The organism is Dyadobacter sp. CY261 (assembly GCF_021440085.1).
Classification (GTDB): Bacteria; Bacteroidota; Bacteroidia; order Cytophagales; family Spirosomataceae; genus Dyadobacter.
On sequence record NZ_JAKCPW010000008.1, the window covers coordinates 107,372 to 126,468 of the forward strand.

The following is a 19,097-nucleotide window of genomic DNA, read 5'->3' on the forward strand; positions in this document are numbered from 1 at the left end:
TTCCTGAGCAATGTTTTTTATGTCTTAAATTTATATTTGTGAGAAGTAAGAGTCTTTTACACCACTCTTTCTTACTGTATAATCTTTTCGAAAACCTTAAACCAACTGGAATGTCAAGAAAGATCAGAATGGGCATGGTAGGCGGCTCCCTGGATGCATTTATTGGTGGGGTCCATCGCCGTGCAGCGATCATGGATGGAGAAATTGAGCTGGTTTGCGGAGCGTTCAGCTCCGATCCCGCCAAGTCTAAGGAAACCGGGAAAGCGCTATATCTGCCTGAAAACAGGGTTTATAACGACTTTGAGGAGATGATCCTGAAAGAAAAGCAACTTCCCGAAGGCGAACGCATGGATTTTGTTGCCATCGTTACACCTAACCACGTACACGCCGCGCCAACTAAGCTCGCGCTCGAAAACGGCTTCCATGTCGTATGTGATAAACCCATCACCCTCAATACCGAAGAAGCGGAAGAAATCGTAGCACTGGTGGAGAAATCCGGCCTGATCTTCTGTCTCACACACAACTATACCGGTTACCCTATGGTAAAGGAGGCCCGCCAGATGATCGCCTCAGGTGCCATTGGAGAAGTGAGAAAGGTAATTGTGGAATATCCGCAGGGTTGGCTGGCTACCTTGGTAGAAGTTACCGGTAACAAGCAAGCCGCCTGGCGTACCGATCCCAAGCGTTCGGGAGCTGCGGGAGGCCTGGGCGACATTGGTACTCACGCCGAAAACCTGGCCGAATACATCACCGGATTAAAAATCACCCAGGTTTGCGCCGACCTTACGATATTTGTGGAAGGCCGTTTGCTGGATGATGACGCTAATATTCTATTGCGCTTCAACAACGGTGCAAAAGGTATCCTACAAAACAGCCAGATCGCGAACGGCGAGGAAAATGACCTCAACATCCGCGTTTACGGCGAAACGGGCGGTTTGCAATGGAAACAAATGGAGCCTAACACACTGATCCACAAGACAAATCAGGGAACCCGCATGATCCGCACAGGCGTGGGCAACCTCTCCAAAGCCGCGCAAGTGCATACCCGCATTCCGGCCGGTCATCCCGAAGGCTATTTCGAAGCCTTCGCGAACCTCTACCGCAACTTCGCCATTCACGTACGGGCATACTGGGAAGGCAAAACAGCCGATCCGGTCTACGATTTCCCTACGGCGCTGGATGGTTTGAGGGGCATGAAGTTCATCGACACCGTCATCGCTTCGAACAAGACGGAAACGAAATGGACCGATTTCTGATCGCGAACACTCAACGCAATTAATGTACATCTCAATTTAACCGCGAGAGCGGACTGTTTTTCACTAATCATTACATACCCGTTTATGAACAAAATCAAAGTTGGCGTTGTCGGTACCGGCTTCATTGGCCCCGCGCACATTGAAGCACTGAGACGTCTTCCTAATGTAGAAGTTGCCGCACTTTGCGAAGTGACCGCAGAACTGGCCAAGGAAAAAGCTGACGCGCTTGGCATTGCCCGTTCCTACACGTTCGACGAACTGCTGAAACAGGATGACATCCAGTCTATCCACATTTGTACGCCTAACTTTTTGCATTACTCGCAATCAAAAGCCGCATTGCTGGCCGGAAAGCACGTGATTTGCGAAAAACCATTGGCAAAAGACCTCGCGGAAGCGGAAGAACTCGTTGAACTCGCTGCGCAGACCGGCCTGGTGAACGCAGTCCACTTCAACCTGCGATACTATCCATTGGCCCGCCAGATGAAATCGATGCGTGAAAAAGGCGAATTGGGCGAGATCTATTCTTTCATCGGTTCCTACCTGCAAGACTGGCTATTTTACAACACCGACTACAACTGGCGCCTTGAACCGGACAAATCCGGCGATTCACGCGCGATCGCTGACATTGGCTCGCACTTGATGGATATCCTCGAATACATCACCGGCCTCAAAACCGTCGCCGTTTTTGCGGACTTCAACACGGTTCACAAAACGCGCAAGAAGCCTTTGAAAGCAGTAGAAACCTATTCAGGCAAACTGCTGCAACCGGAAGACTACGCCGATGTACCCATCAATACGGAAGACCACGCGAACGTTTTGCTCCGTTTCGACAATGGAAATAAAGGGGTAATTACCGTTTCGCAAGTTTCTGCCGGTCGTAAAAACCGCATGTCGCTGGAAATCTCCGGCTCGAAAAAGACATTCAGCTGGTGCTCTGAATCGCCAAACGAAATGTGGATCGGCAACCGCGACAAAGCCAACGAAGTGCTCCTCCGCGACCCATCCCTGGTCAACGAAGACGTCCGCTCGACCATCACTTTCCCAGGCGGCCACAACGAAGGCTTCCCCGATACTTCAAAACAAATGTTCAAAGAAGTATACGCCGCCATCGCAGCCGGCAAACAACCCGAAAATCCAACATTCCCCACCTTCGCCGACGGCTACCGCGAGTTGCTAATCTGCGAAAGGATCTTGGAGAGTAATAAGAAGGAGGCTTGGGTTACTATTTAATTTTGAATGAGTGAATGATTGAATGATTGACCGGGTCGCCGGTGCGCTGATTGAATGAGGCGTTGGTGCCTTGGGTTTTGACACACACTTTTGATATGGCTGCTGTTGATGATAAGCGGGATTTTGTTTCGCAATTGCAAGATCGCACGAAGCGCTTTGTACTGCGTAGTATTAAAGTTTTTAAAGCTTTGCCGTCAAATGAAGAAGCGCGTATTGTAGGAAAGCAGTTTCTGAGGTCTACCTCTTCTGTTGGAGCTAATTACAGGGCCGTGTGCAGAGCCAGGAGTCAAAATGAGTTCTTCGCTAAAATTAGCATTACCATCGAAGAAGCAGACGAATCACTTTTCTGGATGGAGATCATGTCAGAATCAGGTATACTGCCGTTCGAAAAACTTAGCGCATTAATGACCGAAGCGGAGGAACTAGTCAAAATCCTCTCGAAAGCCCGCAAAAACACGAAATAAAATCAATCACCATTCATTATGAACTGATCCATTCAGTCATTCAGTAGTTCAAAATTGACCCATTCAGTCATTCAGTCATTCAGTCATTCACTCATTCAGTCATTCAGTCATTCAACATTAAAACATCTATGAAGACAATAAAAGGCCCCGGCATCTTCCTTGCCCAATTCCTCGGCGATGAAGCTCCGTTTAACTCATTAGATACCATTGCCGATTACATGGCGGGATTGGGCTACAAAGGCCTGCAACTCCCAACCTGGGACCCGCGTGTGATTGATGTAAAACAGGCTGCCGAATCGCAGACTTATGCGGATGAGCTGAAAGGCAAGCTGGCAGATAAGGGACTAGAAATTACCGAGCTGGCTTCGCACATCATTGGTCAGCTGGTGGCTTCACATCCGGTTTATGACGATATGTATGATAATTTCGCCGTGCCCGAGGTTCGCAAGAACCCGAAAGCACGTGCGGAATGGGCTACGCAGCATTTGAAATATGTAGCGCAGGCAAGCCGCAGATTGGGCCTGAAAGCCAGCGCCTCGTTCACAGGTGCATTGGCATGGCCTTTCCTGTATCCGTGGCCTCAGCGCCCTGCCGGTTTGGTGGAAACAGCATTCAAAGAACTCGCGGCCCGCTGGAAGCCTATTCTGGATGTGTATGACGAGAATGGCGTGGACGTTGCCTACGAATTGCACCCGGGCGAGGATGTATTCGATGGTAGTACCTTCGAAATGTTTGTCGATTACCTCGGCGGCCATACCCGCGCAAATATCAACTACGATCCAAGCCATTTCGTGTTGCAGCAATTGGATTACCTCCAATTCATCGACCTTTACCACGATCGCATCAAAGCATTCCACGTGAAAGACGCAGAATTCAATCCAAGCGGCAAGCAGGGCGTTTATAGCGGCTTTGCGGGTTGGGCTGATCGCGCCGGACGATTCCGTTCACTGGGCGATGGTCAGGTGGATTTCGGTGCAATTTTCTCCAAACTTTCACAGTACGATTATGACAGCTGGGCGGTCCTTGAATGGGAATGCTGCATCAAGTCGCCGGTGCAGGGTGCGGCGGAAGGTGCACCGTTCATCGAAAGCCACATCATTGAAGTGACGACAAAAGCATTCGACGATTTTGCCGGAACCGGTGCTGATGAGGCATTTAACCGTAAGGTGTTAGGTTTATAATTGTCGATCATACAAGTATATTGAAAACCTGTCTTCCTTATGGAAGATAGGTTTTTCTACGTTAACCAATACCCAATCAAACTAATGAATGAATCCCCTTTTCAAAGAGTAATGAAACATTTCAGGATTGCCGGCGTGGCTGCCCTGGCTTGTTGCAGTTTGATGGCTACGGCCCAGACGGTGACGCCGGAAAAGCGCGTACTGGTGTTCTCGAAAACGGCCGGATTCCGGCATTCATCAATCCCGGCAGGGAAAACCGCCATCATCAAATTGGGTAAAGAAACCGGCTTTGCAGTGGATACCACCGAAAATTCGGCTGTTTTTACCAACAAGAACCTGCAAAAATATAGCGCCGTCATTTTCCTGAGTACAACAGGTAATGTGCTGGACGACAAACAGCAAGATGCATTTGAACGCTACATTCAGGCTGGCGGAGGTTACGTCGGCATCCATGCCGCCACCGACACCGAATATGATTGGCCATGGTACAACAAACTGGCCGGTGCGCAGTTCCTGAGCCATCCGGGCAACCCGAATGTGCAGGAAGGCGAGGCTTATGTCGTGAACGACAAGCACCCTTCGATGGATGGTTTTCCTAAAAAATGGAAGATTAAGGATGAGTTTTACGATTTCAAAAACTTTAATCCGAAGGTCAATGTCCTTGTCAAAATCGATGAGAAGACATATAAGGATGGTAAAATGGGCGACGACCACCCGATGTCATGGTACCACGAATACGACGGCGGCCGTGCATTCTACACCAATTTTGGGCATGAAGACGCCACTTTTATTAATCCGGTTTTCGTAAAACACCTTACAGGCGGTCTGAACTGGGTAATTGCTTCCAAACTAGATTACGCCAAAGCCCGCCCGGAAGAGAACCGTTTTTCCAAAAAAGTGCTGGCTACAAAGCTTGACGAACCCACGGAACTGGTCGTACTGGACGATCAGCGCGTACTGTTTACAGAAAGAAAAGGAAAGGTTAAGCTTTTTAATCCCAAAACAGGAAAAGTCAAAATTGTAGGCCAGGTACCGGTGTATACCAAACAGGAATATGGCCTGATGGGTCTGAACATCGACCCTAACTTCAAAACTAACAAGCTGATTTACATGTATTATTCCCCACCATCGTCGGAGAAGGATACAGCGCAGCATTTGTCGAGATTTAAATACGACGACGTCAAGGATACCGTGCTCCTGAGCACCGAAGAAGTGCTTTTGACGGTTCCCGTAAAGCGCACCGACTGCTGCCACACCGGGGGTTCCATCGCGTGGGATAGCAAGGGTAATCTGTATCTTTCGACTGGTGACGATGTCAATCCATTCCAATCGAATGGTTACGGCCCTATCGACGAGCGCCCGGGACGTGAAGGGTGGGACGGACAGCATTCTTCTTCCAATACCAACTCGTTGAGAGGAAAGGTACTCCGCATTAAGCCGCGTTACGGCGACCGCCGCGCAAACATGCCGGGCGGAACGAACCTCTACGACATTCCCGAAGGCAACCTTTTCCCTCCCGGAACTGAGAAAACCCGCGCAGAAATTTATGTGATGGGCACGCGTAACCCTTACCGTATTGCGGTAGACCAGCGCACCGGCTTTTTGTATTGGGGTGATGTAGGCCCGGATGCGTCCGTGGACGATCCGAAACGCGGCCCGAGAGGTTATGACGAAGTAAATCAGGCCAGAAAAGCGGGCTACTTCGGTTATCCCCTGTTCATTGCCGATAACAAGCCCTATGTCGACTTCAACTTTGCCGATAGTACGTCCGGCAAGCCATTTGATCCGTTGAAGCCAATCAATAACTCGCCGCACAACACAGGTATTCAGGAATTGCCGCCTGCTCAACCGGCATTTATTTACTATCCTTATGCCGATTCGCCTGAGTTTGGCCCGATCGTCGGAAAAGGTGGACGTAATGCAATGGCTGGCCCGGTGTATTATGCTACTGATTTCCAGGATAGTAAAAATAAATTCCCGTCTTACTACGACGGCAAGTTCTTCGCTTACGACTGGATTCGTGATTACATTAACATCGTGACGATGAATGAAAAGGGCGATTTGCAGAACATTGAGCGTTTTCTGCCGAATACCAAATTCAGCCACCCGATCGATATGCAGTTTGCCAGCGACGGTTCGCTTTACACATTGGAATACGGCCCGAACTGGTTTGCACAAAACGATGAAGCGAGCCTTTCGCACATTACATTCAATGCAGGCAACCGTGTCCCGGTCGCAGCGGCAAGCGCCACCAACACCACCGGCGCAGCACCGTTGAAAGTGAATTTCTCGTCCAAAGGATCACTCGATCACGACGGCGACCCGATCAAATATGAATGGTCGTTTGGCAAAGGCTTGCCGAAAAGCGCGCTGGCTAACCCGAGCTTTACCTACGCTAAGCCAGGTGAATATGCCGCGACTTTGAAAGTGACAGACAATGCAGGCAATTCCAACACCTCAGAAGTAATCGTCCGCGTGGGTAATGCGATTCCAAAAGTGGACGTGGCCATTAAAGGCAACAAAACATTCTATTGGAATGACAAACCTGTGAACTATGAAGTGTCCGTTTCCGATAAAGAGGACGGCAGCCTGGCTACTAAAAAGATTCCGGAAGATGAAGTTGTATTGACCATCAACTACCTCGAAGGCTTCGACAAAACGCAACTCGCACAAGGCCACCAGGCCAACACCGGTTTCGAAACCGGGAAGCGCATGATCGAGTTGAGCGACTGCAAAGCCTGCCATTCGGTTGACAAAAAATCCATTGGACCAGCTTACCGCGAAGTGGCCAAAAAATACGCCCGCGAGCGCAATTCCCTCAAAACGCTTACCGACAAGGTTCTGGAAGGCGGAAGCGGCGTGTGGGGCGAACAGGCGATGCCCGGCCACCCACAGCACAAGCCGGAAGAAGTGGAAGAAATGGTGAAATACATTCTTTCGCTCGCTAACGAAAAGGCGGTTGAAAAGAAACCATTGAAGAGCTCGTACGTGACGCAGGCTAAGAAAAAAGACGGTTCGTACATCTTCACAGCCAGCTACACCGATAAAGGCAACGGCACCATGGGCCCATTAACCGGTTCTAAAACGGTTGCATTGCGTCCGTCAACGCTCATGGCCAACATGGCTGACACGACGAGAAACACCTTCAAATACAAGGGCCAGAACGGTACAGAAATGGTTGTCGGCATCAAGGACGGTAGCTTCATCGCCTTCGACGACATCGATTTGACCGAAATTTCGAAACTGGCAATATCAGTAGCCAGCAAGGCAGGTCAATCTGCTGGTGGAACTTTAGAAATCCGACTGGACAGTGCTGCAGGAACCAAAATCGGTGAGGGCAAAGTCGACAAGGCGGAAACGATCAGCATTCCGGTGAAAACGCCTGCCGACGGCAAGCTGCACAAAGTGTATTTTGTATTCAAGAATGCCGAAGCAGGCAACAAACCTCTGTTCTCAATCGAATCGATCGGGTTTGAAAATGCGGTGCTGTAACAGCCTCTAACGAGTATAAGCCAAATGCGGGCCTCCATGAAGGGAGCCCGCATTTTTATTAGAACACAATGCCATGAAGTTTTAGCCCTGCCATGCAGAGCCTTGATCGAATACGTCTTATGCGAAATCCTTACTTAACCAACATTTTCTTTCCACCCACACTCTTTCCATCGACTATCAGGTCGTACACATGGACACCACTTGCCATATTCTCCGCCGAAATAACCAATTCGCCTTCGCCACGATTAGCAATTGTAAGAGATTTCATCTTTACTCCACTCGCGTTATAAATATTGATAACAGCCTCCTTGGCCGATTGCGGAATATAATACTTGATCGAAGTCTGATTTTCGAATCCATTTGGTGCATTCTGTTCCAATGCAGGCTGCTCCCCATTGTCATGAGTATTATGAAAAAATGACGGCGACGATAATTGCCTCTCGATTCTTTCCAGACGCTCAGCCAGATCACGAATCTGAGCATCCTTTTCTTCAATCACCTGCTGCTGCTCCTTCACTGAATTGATCAGGATGTAAGTGACCGCATTGGCATCGTAATCCAAATATTCTGTTTTGTTGCCTAATGAATCCTGGTGGATAAATGTGCCAATGGTGTAAGGTGCAATTTTTTGCATTTCCTGGGCGATGATACCTACGAACTTCTTATCACCTGTTTCGATGCCTGCTTCGCCATTATATTGGAACCAGACGGGTTTAATTTTTTTAAGCAGGTCAAGACCGTCGGTGAAGTCTGAGATACCCTTTTTTAACCTGCGATCGGACATGATCGTCCAGCTTGCAGAACCTGCTTTGGCAGCAGTTCCTGTGCTCATCTGCAGTTGATAAACAGGCGCGGATACCCCTATTCCAATATTAGCATTATTGCCCAGCACCAGGCAGTTGCTTGCCATTACCTTTGCCGATGCTCCGATTGCTGTGGCATTGATGACGTTGGCCTTTCCTCCCGAGCCATAGCCCAAGTAAGTGTTCTTTTCGCCGGTAGTATTGTCGTAACCAGCCCCCTGCCCCAGGAATGTATTAAGACTTCCGCTTTTATTGGAATATCCTGCCTTGTTGCCAAAGAATGCATTTGCGGTACCACTATCATTGCTGAAGCCCGAAGTTGTACCTGCGAACATATTTCCTGTGCCAGTCGTGTTTGAATAGCCTGATGCCTTTCCGATAAAATTATTCTCGTTTCCTTTATTGATAAATCCGGCTTCGAATCCCATCACCACGTTATTGCTCCCCTTGCTGTAAGTACCTGATGAGACTCCAAAAATAATATTGTTATCTCCTTCACTCTCCCATCCGGCGGAAACCCCAAAATAGCAGTTATTTTGTCCCTTTGCATTCATGCCACTGTAGGTTCCTACAAAGGTGTTTTCATCTGTATCATTTTCACCGGCTTTTTCACCGGCTCCATGTCCTATAAAGGTATTACCAACTCCTCCATTCAATGTAAACCCTGCTTTCGTGCCGATATAAGTATTTAAACCTCCTACCGTGTTACCGTTGCCTGATTTCCAGCCGACGAAAACATTATCGTTTGTTTGGCAATTATAACCAGCCTCAACGCCAATGAAAACGTTGTGATGGTTTTTATTTGAATAACCAGCTTTCGCCCCCAAAAAAACATTGTCGCTACCGCCGTTATTGGAATTTCCGGCTCCGAATCCCATGAAAACATTGTTAGAACCCTTACTCCACGTACCCGCTTGTTCTCCAAAATAGGAATTTTGATTGCCGATCGATCCCATTCCTGCGTTTGATCCAACCAAGGTATTATAGCTGTTATTCCCATTATCTTTTCCTGCCTGAAATCCTATAAGGGTGTTGAAGCTACCAGTAATATTCAGCATACCAGACGAATTACCGAGAAAAGTATTGCACTGCCCGGTAGTGGCGTTTTTACCTGCAAAATGTCCGATGTACGTGTTAAAAGCCCCATCATTCCCATTTGCCGAGTTCATATTTCCGGCATCAGTTCCATAGAATGTATGTCCGATCCCATTGGTTCCGGCACCGGTTCCGTAGTGAGTTTGGGCTCCGACATTATCAGCGAGGCACCCTATTATTGCAGCCGTGACAAAAAGTTGTGTGAAAAGTTGTTTCATGTTATCGTTTTTTAATGTCAAAAAAAGTTGTCTTTCAGATTTAAATCCAACTCAATTTCAACTTTTAAAAACAGAGACAGGTAACAAATGACTTAGGAGTCAAGCCGGTTTAGTCAAAGGAAAACACTGCAAAGTATTTAGTATACGAAAAATCGTATCAATAAACTTGTACTATAAAAAATACCAATTAACACACTCCAAACAGGCAATACTTGTAGCACGGCACCTTGATAAGTACACTTATTTCAATCATTTACTTCGCAAACCCCTCAATCCCTAGCCCGAACAAAGCAAAATCATACTTCACAGGATCATTCGGATCGAGCAGGCGTAAGGATGCGGTGAGTTCAGTGGCAGTTTGCCAGTTGGTAACGGGGCGTTTGATGAGGCCCAGCACGCGCGCCACGCGGTCGACGTGGACGTCACATGGGCAGACGAGTTGAGAGGGGCGGATGGTGTTCCAAATCCCGAAGTCGACGCCGTGGTTGTCTTTGCGGACCATCCAGCGCAGGAACATATTCAGACGCTTGCACGAGGATTTGCGCACGGGAGTGGCAATGTGCTTACGCGTACGTAAGAGGAAATTTTCGGAGTTTGAAAAAAGGTTATGGAAGCCTATCAGCCCTTTTTCGATGGTAATATCGTTGGGTGTCATATGACTGCTGAAAGCAAATTCCAGCGAATCATGAACTTTGTAGTATTCCTGAAAAAAATGCAGAAAATAGAGCGTGTCGGTGGCGTTGAATGTGCGGTGTTTGAAATGCAGGAACGGTTTCAGGTCGCTTTCGTGGTGATTGCGTACGAAATCGTACGGCGCATTGTCCATTAATGCGGCTAATTCCAGACATTTATTGATAATGGTTTTCCGTTGCCCCCAAGCGAGAATAGCTGCCCAAAAGCCCATGATTTCAATATCCTGTTTTGACGAAAACCGGTGCGGAATGCTGATGGGATCGAAAGGGATGAAATCCGGTTGGTTGTACTGTTCGACTTTTTCGTCCAGCAATTCGCCAACGTAGGATGGTGGGTAGCCAGTTTGATCAGTGTCTGGCATGGCTACCTCCAAACAGGTAAGCCAGCACACGTGAAATACCTGAAAAAATCATCACGATCCCTGAAAAGAGGAATGTAAAAATGGCTATAAATGGATACAAGAGCGTAAACATAACGGTCCAAACCTTATATCCTGTCGTATTCTTGAGCGCTTCCCGCTCTTCTTCTCTTTTGGAACGAAACTGTGGTGCGTGTTTCATAATATATCTTAGCCGTATTTACTCAAGATAACTCACTACGGCCCTGAATCGTTTGCTGTTGGGAGAAACTTTTTCAAATGCGCGTGACGAGAGCTTGATCACAATATCGTCATTGACGCTAGTGTCGGGTATGCGTCCTATAATGCGGACGATGATTTTTTCCTGATTGTATTCATTCAAAACCTCCACCAACGAACCGATTGGCGCGGTGCGGTGTAAACCCAGGAATTTGCTCGTACTTTCGTCCGTTTCTATTACTTCAGCCAGGCCGGATTCAGATTTGCGTTTGCTTTTAACCACTTTGGGTGGCGCTACTTCTTCGACAGGCTTCACCACTTTTTCGGGAACGGCGGTCTTCGCTTTTACGGAATCTTTCACAACCGTTGTAGCAACTTTTGGTGCAGGTGGCGTGGCTGCTGGTACTGCAGCTTTTTCGGCGCCTTTTTCACTGACAATCAGCTCCTGGCCATCTTTCAAATTATCGTCCGTGAGATTGTTCCATTTGCGGAGATCAGCCATTAACACGCCGTATTTGACTGCAACGCGGTAAAGGGTCTGCCCTGGCTCCACTTTGTGGACACCGTTGGCGGGTGGCGAAGTGGCTGGCGCGGATGGTGCCGAGGTACTGGTAGCAACAGCCGGCGTATCGACAACGGGCTTAACTTCCTTCACCTCAGCCTTCACAAGCTCCTTTTTGTCTTCTTTTTTATCCTCTTTTTTGCCATCCTTTTTAGTAACCTTTGGCGTGTAAGGCACCCTGATAGTCTGTCCGGACTGAATTTGATCGTTCATGCCCGGATTGGCTTCGCGCAGTGCCTGAATGGTCGTTCCGTATTGACGCACGACGGCAAACATCGTCTGCCCCTGGTTAACCTTATGTATAACGAAGATCTTCCCCCCTACCTTCTCGACCCCGACGGAGTCAACAGCAATCAATCCCTTTGCCCGGGCACTCGTCAAATCTGTCATCAATCCTGCCAAAAGGGCCAGGCAAAAAATGTATTTCATTTATTATGAAAGCGTTAAACTCGAAAACTCGTTGCTATTTTTCAGATAAACCAATGTAGACGCTTTCAGCATCATCGTTGAGCGACCCGTTCCTTCCCTCTGCTCCGATAGCTTCTCGTGTAAGACATGTCGCTTCTGATCGGTTACTATGAGGAGGTATTGCACTGTTTTATCTTGCTCGTAAATATAATAAGAAAAGATTATATAGGGCCTTTTCTCCAGGTAATCAATGGCAACCGGGATATGACCGCCCGTCACATCGCCAATAAACTGCGCGAGCCGCTCGAAATACATATTCCCCTCCCTGTAACGAACGGGCTCTTTTAAAATTACCTCATCGGCGTTTTCACGCAAACTTGTATCAAAGGGCATTACCTGGCCGGTCGATGCGTTGCAATACATGTGTTTGAAATGATCGCCCTGCTTGGTAGCGACTTCCAGCAAGTTCTGGTCGACACTTTTTATCAAAATATAGTTAGGTAAGATCCAGGACAATAATCCGGCGGTTTCGTCGACGGCAATAAGGTCGGTGGGTTCGGGGACTTCGGGATACCTGTAGTTATGCAAGTAGATACGATTGTGCATAAAAGCCGTCAGAGAAGTCCACCAATCGGTACCCTCTACCTGGCGGTGCCATTTCAGCACCAGGCTGTCAAGGTCAATAACCGCAAATGATACTTCCCGCCGGTCTGGATCACGTAATTCGATGACCCACAATGCACTTCCCGGATCCGCATCGGGCATTACCCGCCAGATGTTTTCCGAAAACCGGAACGAAAACAGATTTTGCAATTTTTTACCTTTATTTTGAATTCAAATTAAACTGACAAGAAACTCGTGCGCATTTTAGGAATAATACCGGCCCGCTACGCTTCTACCCGTTTTCCTGCCAAAGCTTTGGTAGATATCGGCGGAAAAAGCATGATCCAGCGGGTTTACGAACAATCGTCCAAAGCTACGGAACTGGATCAGGTTATCGTAGCCACCGACGATGAAAGAATACTGAACCACGTCCGGGAATTTGGCGGGCAAGCCGTTATGACATCTCCGGACCACCAGAGCGGCACCGACCGTTGCTATGAAGCACTTGCAAAAACAGAACTCCATTACGATTACGTCATCAACATACAGGGCGACGAACCGTTCATCAGCCCCGAGCCGATCGACCATCTCGCCTCAGTTCTGAATGGAGAAACCGAATTGGCTACCTTGGTGAAAATCATCGACAATGATGAAATTCTTTTCAATGTAAATGTGCCAAAGGCGGTTTTGAACAAACGGGGTGAAGTTATGTATTTCAGCCGGCAAACGATCCCCTACCTTCGCAATGCCCAAAGCCAGGACGAATTTCTGAAATCACATGTTTTTTATAAACACATCGGCATTTACGCTTACCGGACCGATGTGCTGGCGGAAATCACGAAGCTGCCTGTTTCGTCTCTGGAAAAGGCGGAGGCCCTGGAACAATTGCGCTGGCTGGAAAACGGCTACGCGATCCGCGCCGTTATTACTTCAGACGACTCCCACGGCGTCGACACGCCTGACGACCTTGACCGTGTTACCAGAAAATTTTTGCCGTAGAAAGCCTTTGTGGAATGCATTTTTTACAATACAGGTTAACGTATAAGGATAAGCCGTATATTTCTTAAAAAACGTTAAAACCGTTTTACGTATACGACTTGCTTCTGCCGACGCGTTACCCTTTTATTGTTTTGAATTAATTACTACTTGAAAAAAGAGTCTTATGCAATATAACATCCTTTGGGCCGATGACGAAATAGATCTTCTCAAACCGCACATCATGTTTCTGACCAATAAAGGTTACAACGTTACGCCCGTCAACAGTGGAGCGGATGCGCTGGACCGCATTGAGAATGACCGGTTTGATATCGTCTTCCTTGATGAGATGATGCCCGGCATGACGGGCCTCGAAACCCTAGCCCAGATCAAACAGCAGCAACCCAACCTGCCTGTGGTCATGATCACCAAAAGCGAAGAAGAGCATATCATGGAGGACGCTATCGGCTCCAAAATAGATGATTACCTCATCAAACCGCTGAACCCCAATCAGATATTACTTTCGGTTAAAAAGATATTGGATAATAAGCGTCTGGTAACCGAAAAAACGACCCTTAGCTACCAGCAGGAATTTCGCAGCCTGGCGATGCAGTACCAGGACAGGATTGGTCATGAGGAATGGGCTGATATTTACAAAAAGCTCATTTATTGGGAGCTTGAACTCGAAAGCTCCGACGACCAGGGAATGGCCGAAGTTTTTAGCATGCAGAAGAGCGAAGCCAATGCTAATTTCTGCAAATTCATTGAAGATGAGTACGAAGAGTGGCTAAACGATCCGCGTTCCGACAAGCCGATACTTTCGCATCAACTGATGAAACAGAAGGTTTTCCCACATTTGAAAGGTTCAAGCGAGCCACTGTTCTTCCTGCTGATCGACAACTTCCGTTATGACCAATGGAAGATGATCCAGCCGATTTTACAGGAGTATTTCAATATCGAGGAAGAATCGTCCTACTACTCCATTTTACCAACCACCACTGGCTACGCACGTAATGCGATCTTCTCAGGTCTCATGCCGAGCGAAATGGAGCGGAAGCACCCGCAATGGTGGGTAAGCGATGAAAACACTGCTGAAGGTGAAGAAGGTCTGAACAACCACGAGCAGGATTTCCTCCAAAAGCAACTGGAAATGAACCATTTGAATATCAAATTTTCATATTCCAAAATTCTGAATACAAACCAGGGCAAGGCATTGGTAGATACATTCAATAACCTGCTGACGAACCAGCTGAATGTCGTTGTCTACAACTTTGTGGATATGCTTTCCCATGCACGCACCGACGTACAGATGATCAAGGAACTTGCGCCGGACGAAGCTGCCTACCGCTCGATCACCCGTTCTTGGTTCCAGCATTCACCACTGCTCGATTTCATCCGCAAAGTAGCTGAGAAAAAAGGTCGCCTCATCTTGACAACTGACCACGGTATGATCCGCGTACAAAAACCAGTAAAAATTATCGGTTACCGCGAAACGAATACGAATCTCCGTTACAAACATGGTAAAAATTTAGGCTTCGACGACAACCATTTGATGGTATGCCGCAAGCCGGAGCGTATTTTCCTTCCCAAACCACATGTTTCAACTTCGTACGTGTTTACTAAGGAAGATTACTTTTTTGCATATCCGAACAATTACAACCAGTACGTAAATCTCTACCGCGACACATTCCAGCACGGAGGCGTCTCGCTCGAAGAGATGATTATTCCGGTGATTGATATGAAGGCTAAATAAGTTGAAGCAATACGCAAAAAAGGCGTCTGAGTCAACTCAGACGCCCTTTTTCGTTGATACAAAATCGCATCAGCTCATTGTCACTCCGCCATTCTCGCATTTGATCACCCTCGCCGGGAAGCGTTTCAGGAAGTCGTGATTGTGCGTGGCCATTAGTATCGCAGTACCGGCATTATTGATCGTACGGAAAACCTGCATAATCTGGTCGCCCACTTCCGGGTCGAGGTTACCTGTTGGCTCATCCGCAAGAAGGATTTGCGGTTCGTTCAGCATAGCACGAGCGATTACGACCCGTTGCTGCTCACCACCGGAGAGCTGATGCGGCATTCTTTTCTGGGCAGTTCCCAAGCCCACCTGCATTAACACTTCGGCAATGCGTTTCGAAATTTTCCCTTGTTGCTCCCAACCCGTTGCACGGAGCACGAATGCGAGGTTATCTTCCACCGAACGATCAGAAAGCAACTGAAAATCCTGGAAAACAATGCCAATGCGGCGACGTAAAAATGGAATATCAACCCTTTTGATATTGTGCAGCTCATAACCGGCCACTTTGGCAGAACCGGTATGTAGCCATAAATCGGCGTATAATGTTTTTAAAAGCGAACTTTTGCCGCTACCCGTTCTCCCGATAAGGTAAACGAACTCGCCCTTACTGATCTCGAAATGAACATCGTTCAAAACAGGCCTCTCACCCTGATATATATCTGCCCTTTCCAGTTTGATTATAGGCTCCGTTGAATCGGTGGTCATGATTGTGCTGTATGGAATGTGGAGCGAAATGCTCGAAATGAATAGTGTGATGAATGTTGATGTTACACTAAGCAGGCCGCCCAGTGTAACAAACGGCACCGTCATCCTGAGCGGAGTCGAAGGATATACGCGACTTCGTGCAATGCACTTCGACTCCGCTCAGTGTGACAATCCTTTGATTAGGAATTCCCTTTCTTGTAGTCAGACAGGAATTTCTCAAGACCGATGTCGGTCAATGGGTGTTTCAGCAGTGCTTCGATCGCGCTCAATGGGCCGGTCATTACGTCCGCACCAACTTCTGCGCATTGGATAATGTGCATCGGGTGACGAACGGATGCCGCAAGCACCTGCGTATCGAAACCATAGTTTCTGTAAATGGTAAGGATTTGCTCAATTAATGCGATACCGTCGGTTGAGATGTCGTCCAAACGACCTACGAATGGAGAAATATAGGTAGCACCGGCTTTCGCGGCAACAAGCGCCTGGCCTGGCGAGAATATTAGCGTACAGTTGGTACGGACACCTTTGCCGGAGAAATATTTAAGTGCTTTGATACCTTCCTTGATCATCGGGATTTTAACCACGATTTTCTCGTCGATCTCTACCAGCTCTTCTCCTTCGCGGATCATACCTTCCAGATCTACCGAAATTACTTCCGCACTTACATCACCATCCACGATATCGCAGATAGCTTTGTAGTGGCGCATTATATTATCCTTACCTGTGATTCCTTCTTTTGCCATCAAGGATGGGTTGGTGGTAACACCATCTAAAACACCCAGTGCCTGCGCTTCCCGAATTTCATTCAGGTTAGCAGTATCAATGAAAAATTTCATATTGAAAATTTATTGGTTAGAATATTCCACAAAAGTAGAAAACCCTGAACAAAAGCAAAAAGAAAGAAAGGGGGAATCGAAGTGGGGAGGAAATAAAAAAAGGCAAACCGAGAATCTCACCGCATCAACCACCTACCCTTGCTTCCGTCAGGACCTGGGGGATTCGGAAGGAGCTGGTAGTTCCGATTTGCCGGGTGCAAAGATAAGGACATTTTATTAACAAAAAGAAAACATTCCTGTGAGCTTTCGCCTTACTTTTGTGCGAAACAACTAGAAATGAACCAGTATGCCCCGATTATTTTTTTTATTTTTTCTGATTTTCCTTTACTCCTGCTCTCAATCCTCTGACGCCTTTCTGCAAAAAGGCAAAGAGCTGATGCAACAGGGCAAGACCCGCGAGGCCATTGAATTTATTAATAAGGCCATCGAAAAAAGTACAACAAATGCCGACGCTTTCAACCTCCGCGGCGTCGCTTACTACGAATTGAAAGAGTACGACAATGCTCTACTCGATTTCGCCCAGGCAATAAAGTTGAAACCTGCCTCCTACCGACCCTACTTTAACCGCGCGTTGCTTTATACGGATGAAAATAAGCTGGATTCCGCATTTGCCGACTATAATAAATCGGCCGAGCTCGCACCCGACACTGCCGACGTTTTCGTGAACCGAGGCCAGTTGCTGGTGCTGATGGACAAAACACCGGAAGCGATCCAGGATTTTGAAAAGGCTACCAAACTTGACGACAACAATAAGCAAGCATGGTACAATCTCGGCAATACCTACTACCGCGCTCAGGATTACAAAAAAGCCACCTTAGCATTCCGCCAGACCGTCAAGCTGGATGCCGCATATGGCAAGGCATTCTACGGACTCGGGCTCTCGCAGTGGAACGACGGTGAAAAAGATCTCGGCTGTACGAATTTGAAACAGGCTCTGAACCTGGGATATAGCGACGCTGCCAACGCGCTGACGCAATTTTGTCAGTAATTGATGTGTTAAAATAACGTCTCCGGCAGTTAATAATCAACCGGTAACAGCTTTTTAAAATAACCTGACATCGTTCTACATTCAAACCCACTACCATGAGACTTTTAAAGATACTTTTCGGGGTTATATTCGTAATCTTTGCCTATCTGCAACTGAACGATCCCGATTCCGGGGTCTGGATAGCAATTTATAGCTTTGCTGCCCTCGGCTGCTTCATGAGTATCCGGGAGCTCTGGCCTCCTTGGGTATTTTACGCGCTCGCCGCTGGCTATCTCATAGGTGGGATATTGCAATGGCCGCCTGAATTTGAAGGGATTTTCTTCGGTGAAACGGCCATGAGAAGCCTCAACATCGAGTTGGCGCGCGAATCGCTTGGATTGGGCATCTGTGCAGTCGTTATGGCGGTGCTGGGTAAATGGGGGTGATCAGTCCCTGACCCATTCAATTTCTTTTAACCCAAATTCCAGTTCTTCCGGCTCGGTGGCCAGTCTAACACGTAGCTTTCCCAGCGGTGTTACGCTGGTCACCGTGCCATTTGTAACATTTCCATTGTGCAGAAATTTCACATCTTTCTGGTAACCATACAAATAACCCAAATACTCACTGCGAATTACATCGTTCTGATGGCCTGACCGCAGCCTGATATAATAGGCATCCAGAAACTTCAGCAACTTGTGAAATTCCTCAGGCAATGCAAATGCTTGTCCGGTTTCGCGAAAAAGGGATGTGGCATGACTACTTTCAAACTCTGACTGATTGATATTCACGCCAATCCCCACGATCGAACTAGCATATCTGGTGCCCTGAAGCGAATTTTCGATCAGTACTCCACAAGATTTGCGGTTGTTCATGTAAATGTCGTTCGGCCATTTGACCTTTGTGTCGGCCACGTAACTTCCCAGATAAGCACGGATCGCCAGCGCTGTGACCTGGCTAATCAGAAATTGCTCTTGAATTGGCAAAAATGACGGTGTGAGAATGACGGAAAACGTCAGATTTTCACTTGCATTTGCATTCCACACCGTTCCGCGCTGACCTCTTCCTTTTATCTGGTTGTCGGTAATGACAACGGTTCCTTCCTCGAACAGCCCCGCATGCACTATTTCAGCCGCTATGTCGTTGGTGGAATGACAAGTTGGCAGGTATATAACTTTTTTACCAATTATTAGCGTGTCCTGTGTAGAGTTGTACAATTTTTTTGTTTTACTTTAGG

At 47.5% G+C, this 19,097-nt stretch carries 18 protein-coding genes; 10 read left to right on the top strand and 8 right to left on the bottom strand.

Going from position 1 to position 19,097, the window contains the following annotated elements; genetic code table 11:
* The first annotated feature begins 128 nt into the window (after positions 1-128).
* From LZD49_RS21890 to LZD49_RS21910, 5 genes are all read left to right on the top strand, one after another.
* On the top strand, positions 129-1,256 hold the full coding sequence (locus LZD49_RS21890; protein WP_234670101.1) for a Gfo/Idh/MocA family protein: 1,128 nt from the start codon (positions 129-131) through the stop codon (positions 1,254-1,256).
* 84 nt (positions 1,257-1,340) lie between these two features.
* On the top strand, positions 1,341-2,486 hold the full coding sequence (locus LZD49_RS21895; protein WP_234669808.1) for a Gfo/Idh/MocA family protein: 1,146 nt from the start codon (positions 1,341-1,343) through the stop codon (positions 2,484-2,486).
* 95 nt (positions 2,487-2,581) lie between these two features.
* Positions 2,582-2,950: a four helix bundle protein gene (locus LZD49_RS21900; RefSeq protein ID WP_234669809.1), complete on the top strand. Its 369-nt coding sequence runs from the start codon at positions 2,582-2,584 to the stop codon at positions 2,948-2,950.
* Between the two features lie 128 nt (positions 2,951-3,078).
* Positions 3,079-4,131 (top strand): sugar phosphate isomerase/epimerase, encoded by a 1,053-nt coding sequence (locus tag LZD49_RS21905; RefSeq protein ID WP_234669810.1) that lies wholly within the window; start codon positions 3,079-3,081, stop codon positions 4,129-4,131.
* Positions 4,132-4,242: 111 nt separating this feature from the next.
* Positions 4,243-7,623, top strand: coding sequence for a ThuA domain-containing protein (locus LZD49_RS21910; protein WP_409021344.1), 3,381 nt, complete (start codon positions 4,243-4,245; stop codon positions 7,621-7,623).
* Between the two features lie 130 nt (positions 7,624-7,753).
* Here LZD49_RS21910 and LZD49_RS21915 read toward each other — a convergent pair whose 3' ends face one another.
* The 5 genes from LZD49_RS21915 to LZD49_RS21935 all read right to left on the bottom strand — a co-directional run bounded on the left by LZD49_RS21915 (position 7,754) and on the right by LZD49_RS21935 (position 12,792).
* A complete protein-coding gene (locus tag LZD49_RS21915; RefSeq protein WP_234669811.1) occupies positions 7,754-9,739 on the bottom strand; it encodes a tail fiber domain-containing protein in 1,986 nt (661 codons plus the stop codon).
* A gap of 253 nt (positions 9,740-9,992) precedes the next feature.
* Positions 9,993-10,793 carry a TIGR02757 family protein gene (locus tag LZD49_RS21920; RefSeq protein WP_234669812.1) on the bottom strand — a complete coding sequence of 267 codons (801 nt, stop codon included), beginning with the start codon at positions 10,791-10,793 and terminating at the stop codon, positions 9,993-9,995.
* Entirely contained in the window at positions 10,780-10,992 is a 213-nt protein-coding gene (locus LZD49_RS21925) for a hypothetical protein (RefSeq protein WP_234669813.1), read from the bottom strand. Before LZD49_RS21925 ends, LZD49_RS21920 begins: the two co-directional genes overlap by 14 nt.
* An 18-nt stretch (positions 10,993-11,010) precedes the next feature.
* Positions 11,011-12,000 carry a LysM peptidoglycan-binding domain-containing protein gene (locus LZD49_RS21930; RefSeq protein WP_234669814.1) on the bottom strand — a complete coding sequence of 330 codons (990 nt, stop codon included), beginning with the start codon at positions 11,998-12,000 and terminating at the stop codon, positions 11,011-11,013.
* A gap of 3 nt (positions 12,001-12,003) precedes the next feature.
* Entirely contained in the window at positions 12,004-12,792 is a 789-nt protein-coding gene (locus LZD49_RS21935) for a DUF4905 domain-containing protein (protein ID WP_234669815.1), read from the bottom strand.
* A gap of 45 nt (positions 12,793-12,837) precedes the next feature.
* Between LZD49_RS21935 and kdsB the strand changes: the two genes are divergently transcribed.
* Complete coding sequence (gene kdsB, locus LZD49_RS21940; protein ID WP_234669816.1) at positions 12,838-13,581, top strand: 3-deoxy-manno-octulosonate cytidylyltransferase; 744 nt, start codon at positions 12,838-12,840, stop codon at positions 13,579-13,581.
* 163 nt (positions 13,582-13,744) lie between these two features.
* Complete coding sequence (locus LZD49_RS21945) at positions 13,745-15,310, top strand: bifunctional response regulator/alkaline phosphatase family protein (protein ID WP_234669817.1); 1,566 nt, start codon at positions 13,745-13,747, stop codon at positions 15,308-15,310.
* A 69-nt stretch (positions 15,311-15,379) separates the two neighbouring features.
* On the opposite strand, the gene LZD49_RS21950 is transcribed toward LZD49_RS21945, so the two are convergent.
* Positions 15,380-16,060, bottom strand: coding sequence for a cell division ATP-binding protein FtsE (locus LZD49_RS21950; RefSeq protein WP_234669818.1), 681 nt, complete (start codon positions 16,058-16,060; stop codon positions 15,380-15,382).
* Positions 16,061-16,239: 179 nt separating this feature from the next.
* A complete protein-coding gene (fsa, locus tag LZD49_RS21955; RefSeq protein WP_234669819.1) occupies positions 16,240-16,896 on the bottom strand; it encodes a fructose-6-phosphate aldolase in 657 nt (218 codons plus the stop codon).
* On the opposite strand from fsa, the gene LZD49_RS21960 reads away from it, so the two are divergent.
* From LZD49_RS21960 to LZD49_RS21970, 3 genes are all read left to right on the top strand, one after another.
* Positions 16,883-17,116, top strand: coding sequence for a hypothetical protein (locus LZD49_RS21960; protein WP_234669820.1), 234 nt, complete (start codon positions 16,883-16,885; stop codon positions 17,114-17,116). The genes fsa and LZD49_RS21960 overlap by 14 nt on opposite strands.
* Before the next feature lie 66 nt (positions 17,117-17,182).
* Complete coding sequence (locus tag LZD49_RS21965) at positions 17,183-17,884, top strand: tetratricopeptide repeat protein (protein ID WP_234669821.1); 702 nt, start codon at positions 17,183-17,185, stop codon at positions 17,882-17,884.
* 95 nt (positions 17,885-17,979) lie between these two features.
* Positions 17,980-18,309: a transmembrane 220 family protein gene (locus LZD49_RS21970; protein WP_234669822.1), complete on the top strand. Its 330-nt coding sequence runs from the start codon at positions 17,980-17,982 to the stop codon at positions 18,307-18,309.
* On the opposite strand, the gene LZD49_RS21975 is transcribed toward LZD49_RS21970, so the two are convergent.
* Complete coding sequence (locus LZD49_RS21975) at positions 18,310-19,077, bottom strand: biotin--[acetyl-CoA-carboxylase] ligase (protein ID WP_234669823.1); 768 nt, start codon at positions 19,075-19,077, stop codon at positions 18,310-18,312.
* Positions 19,078-19,097 lie beyond the last annotated feature (20 nt).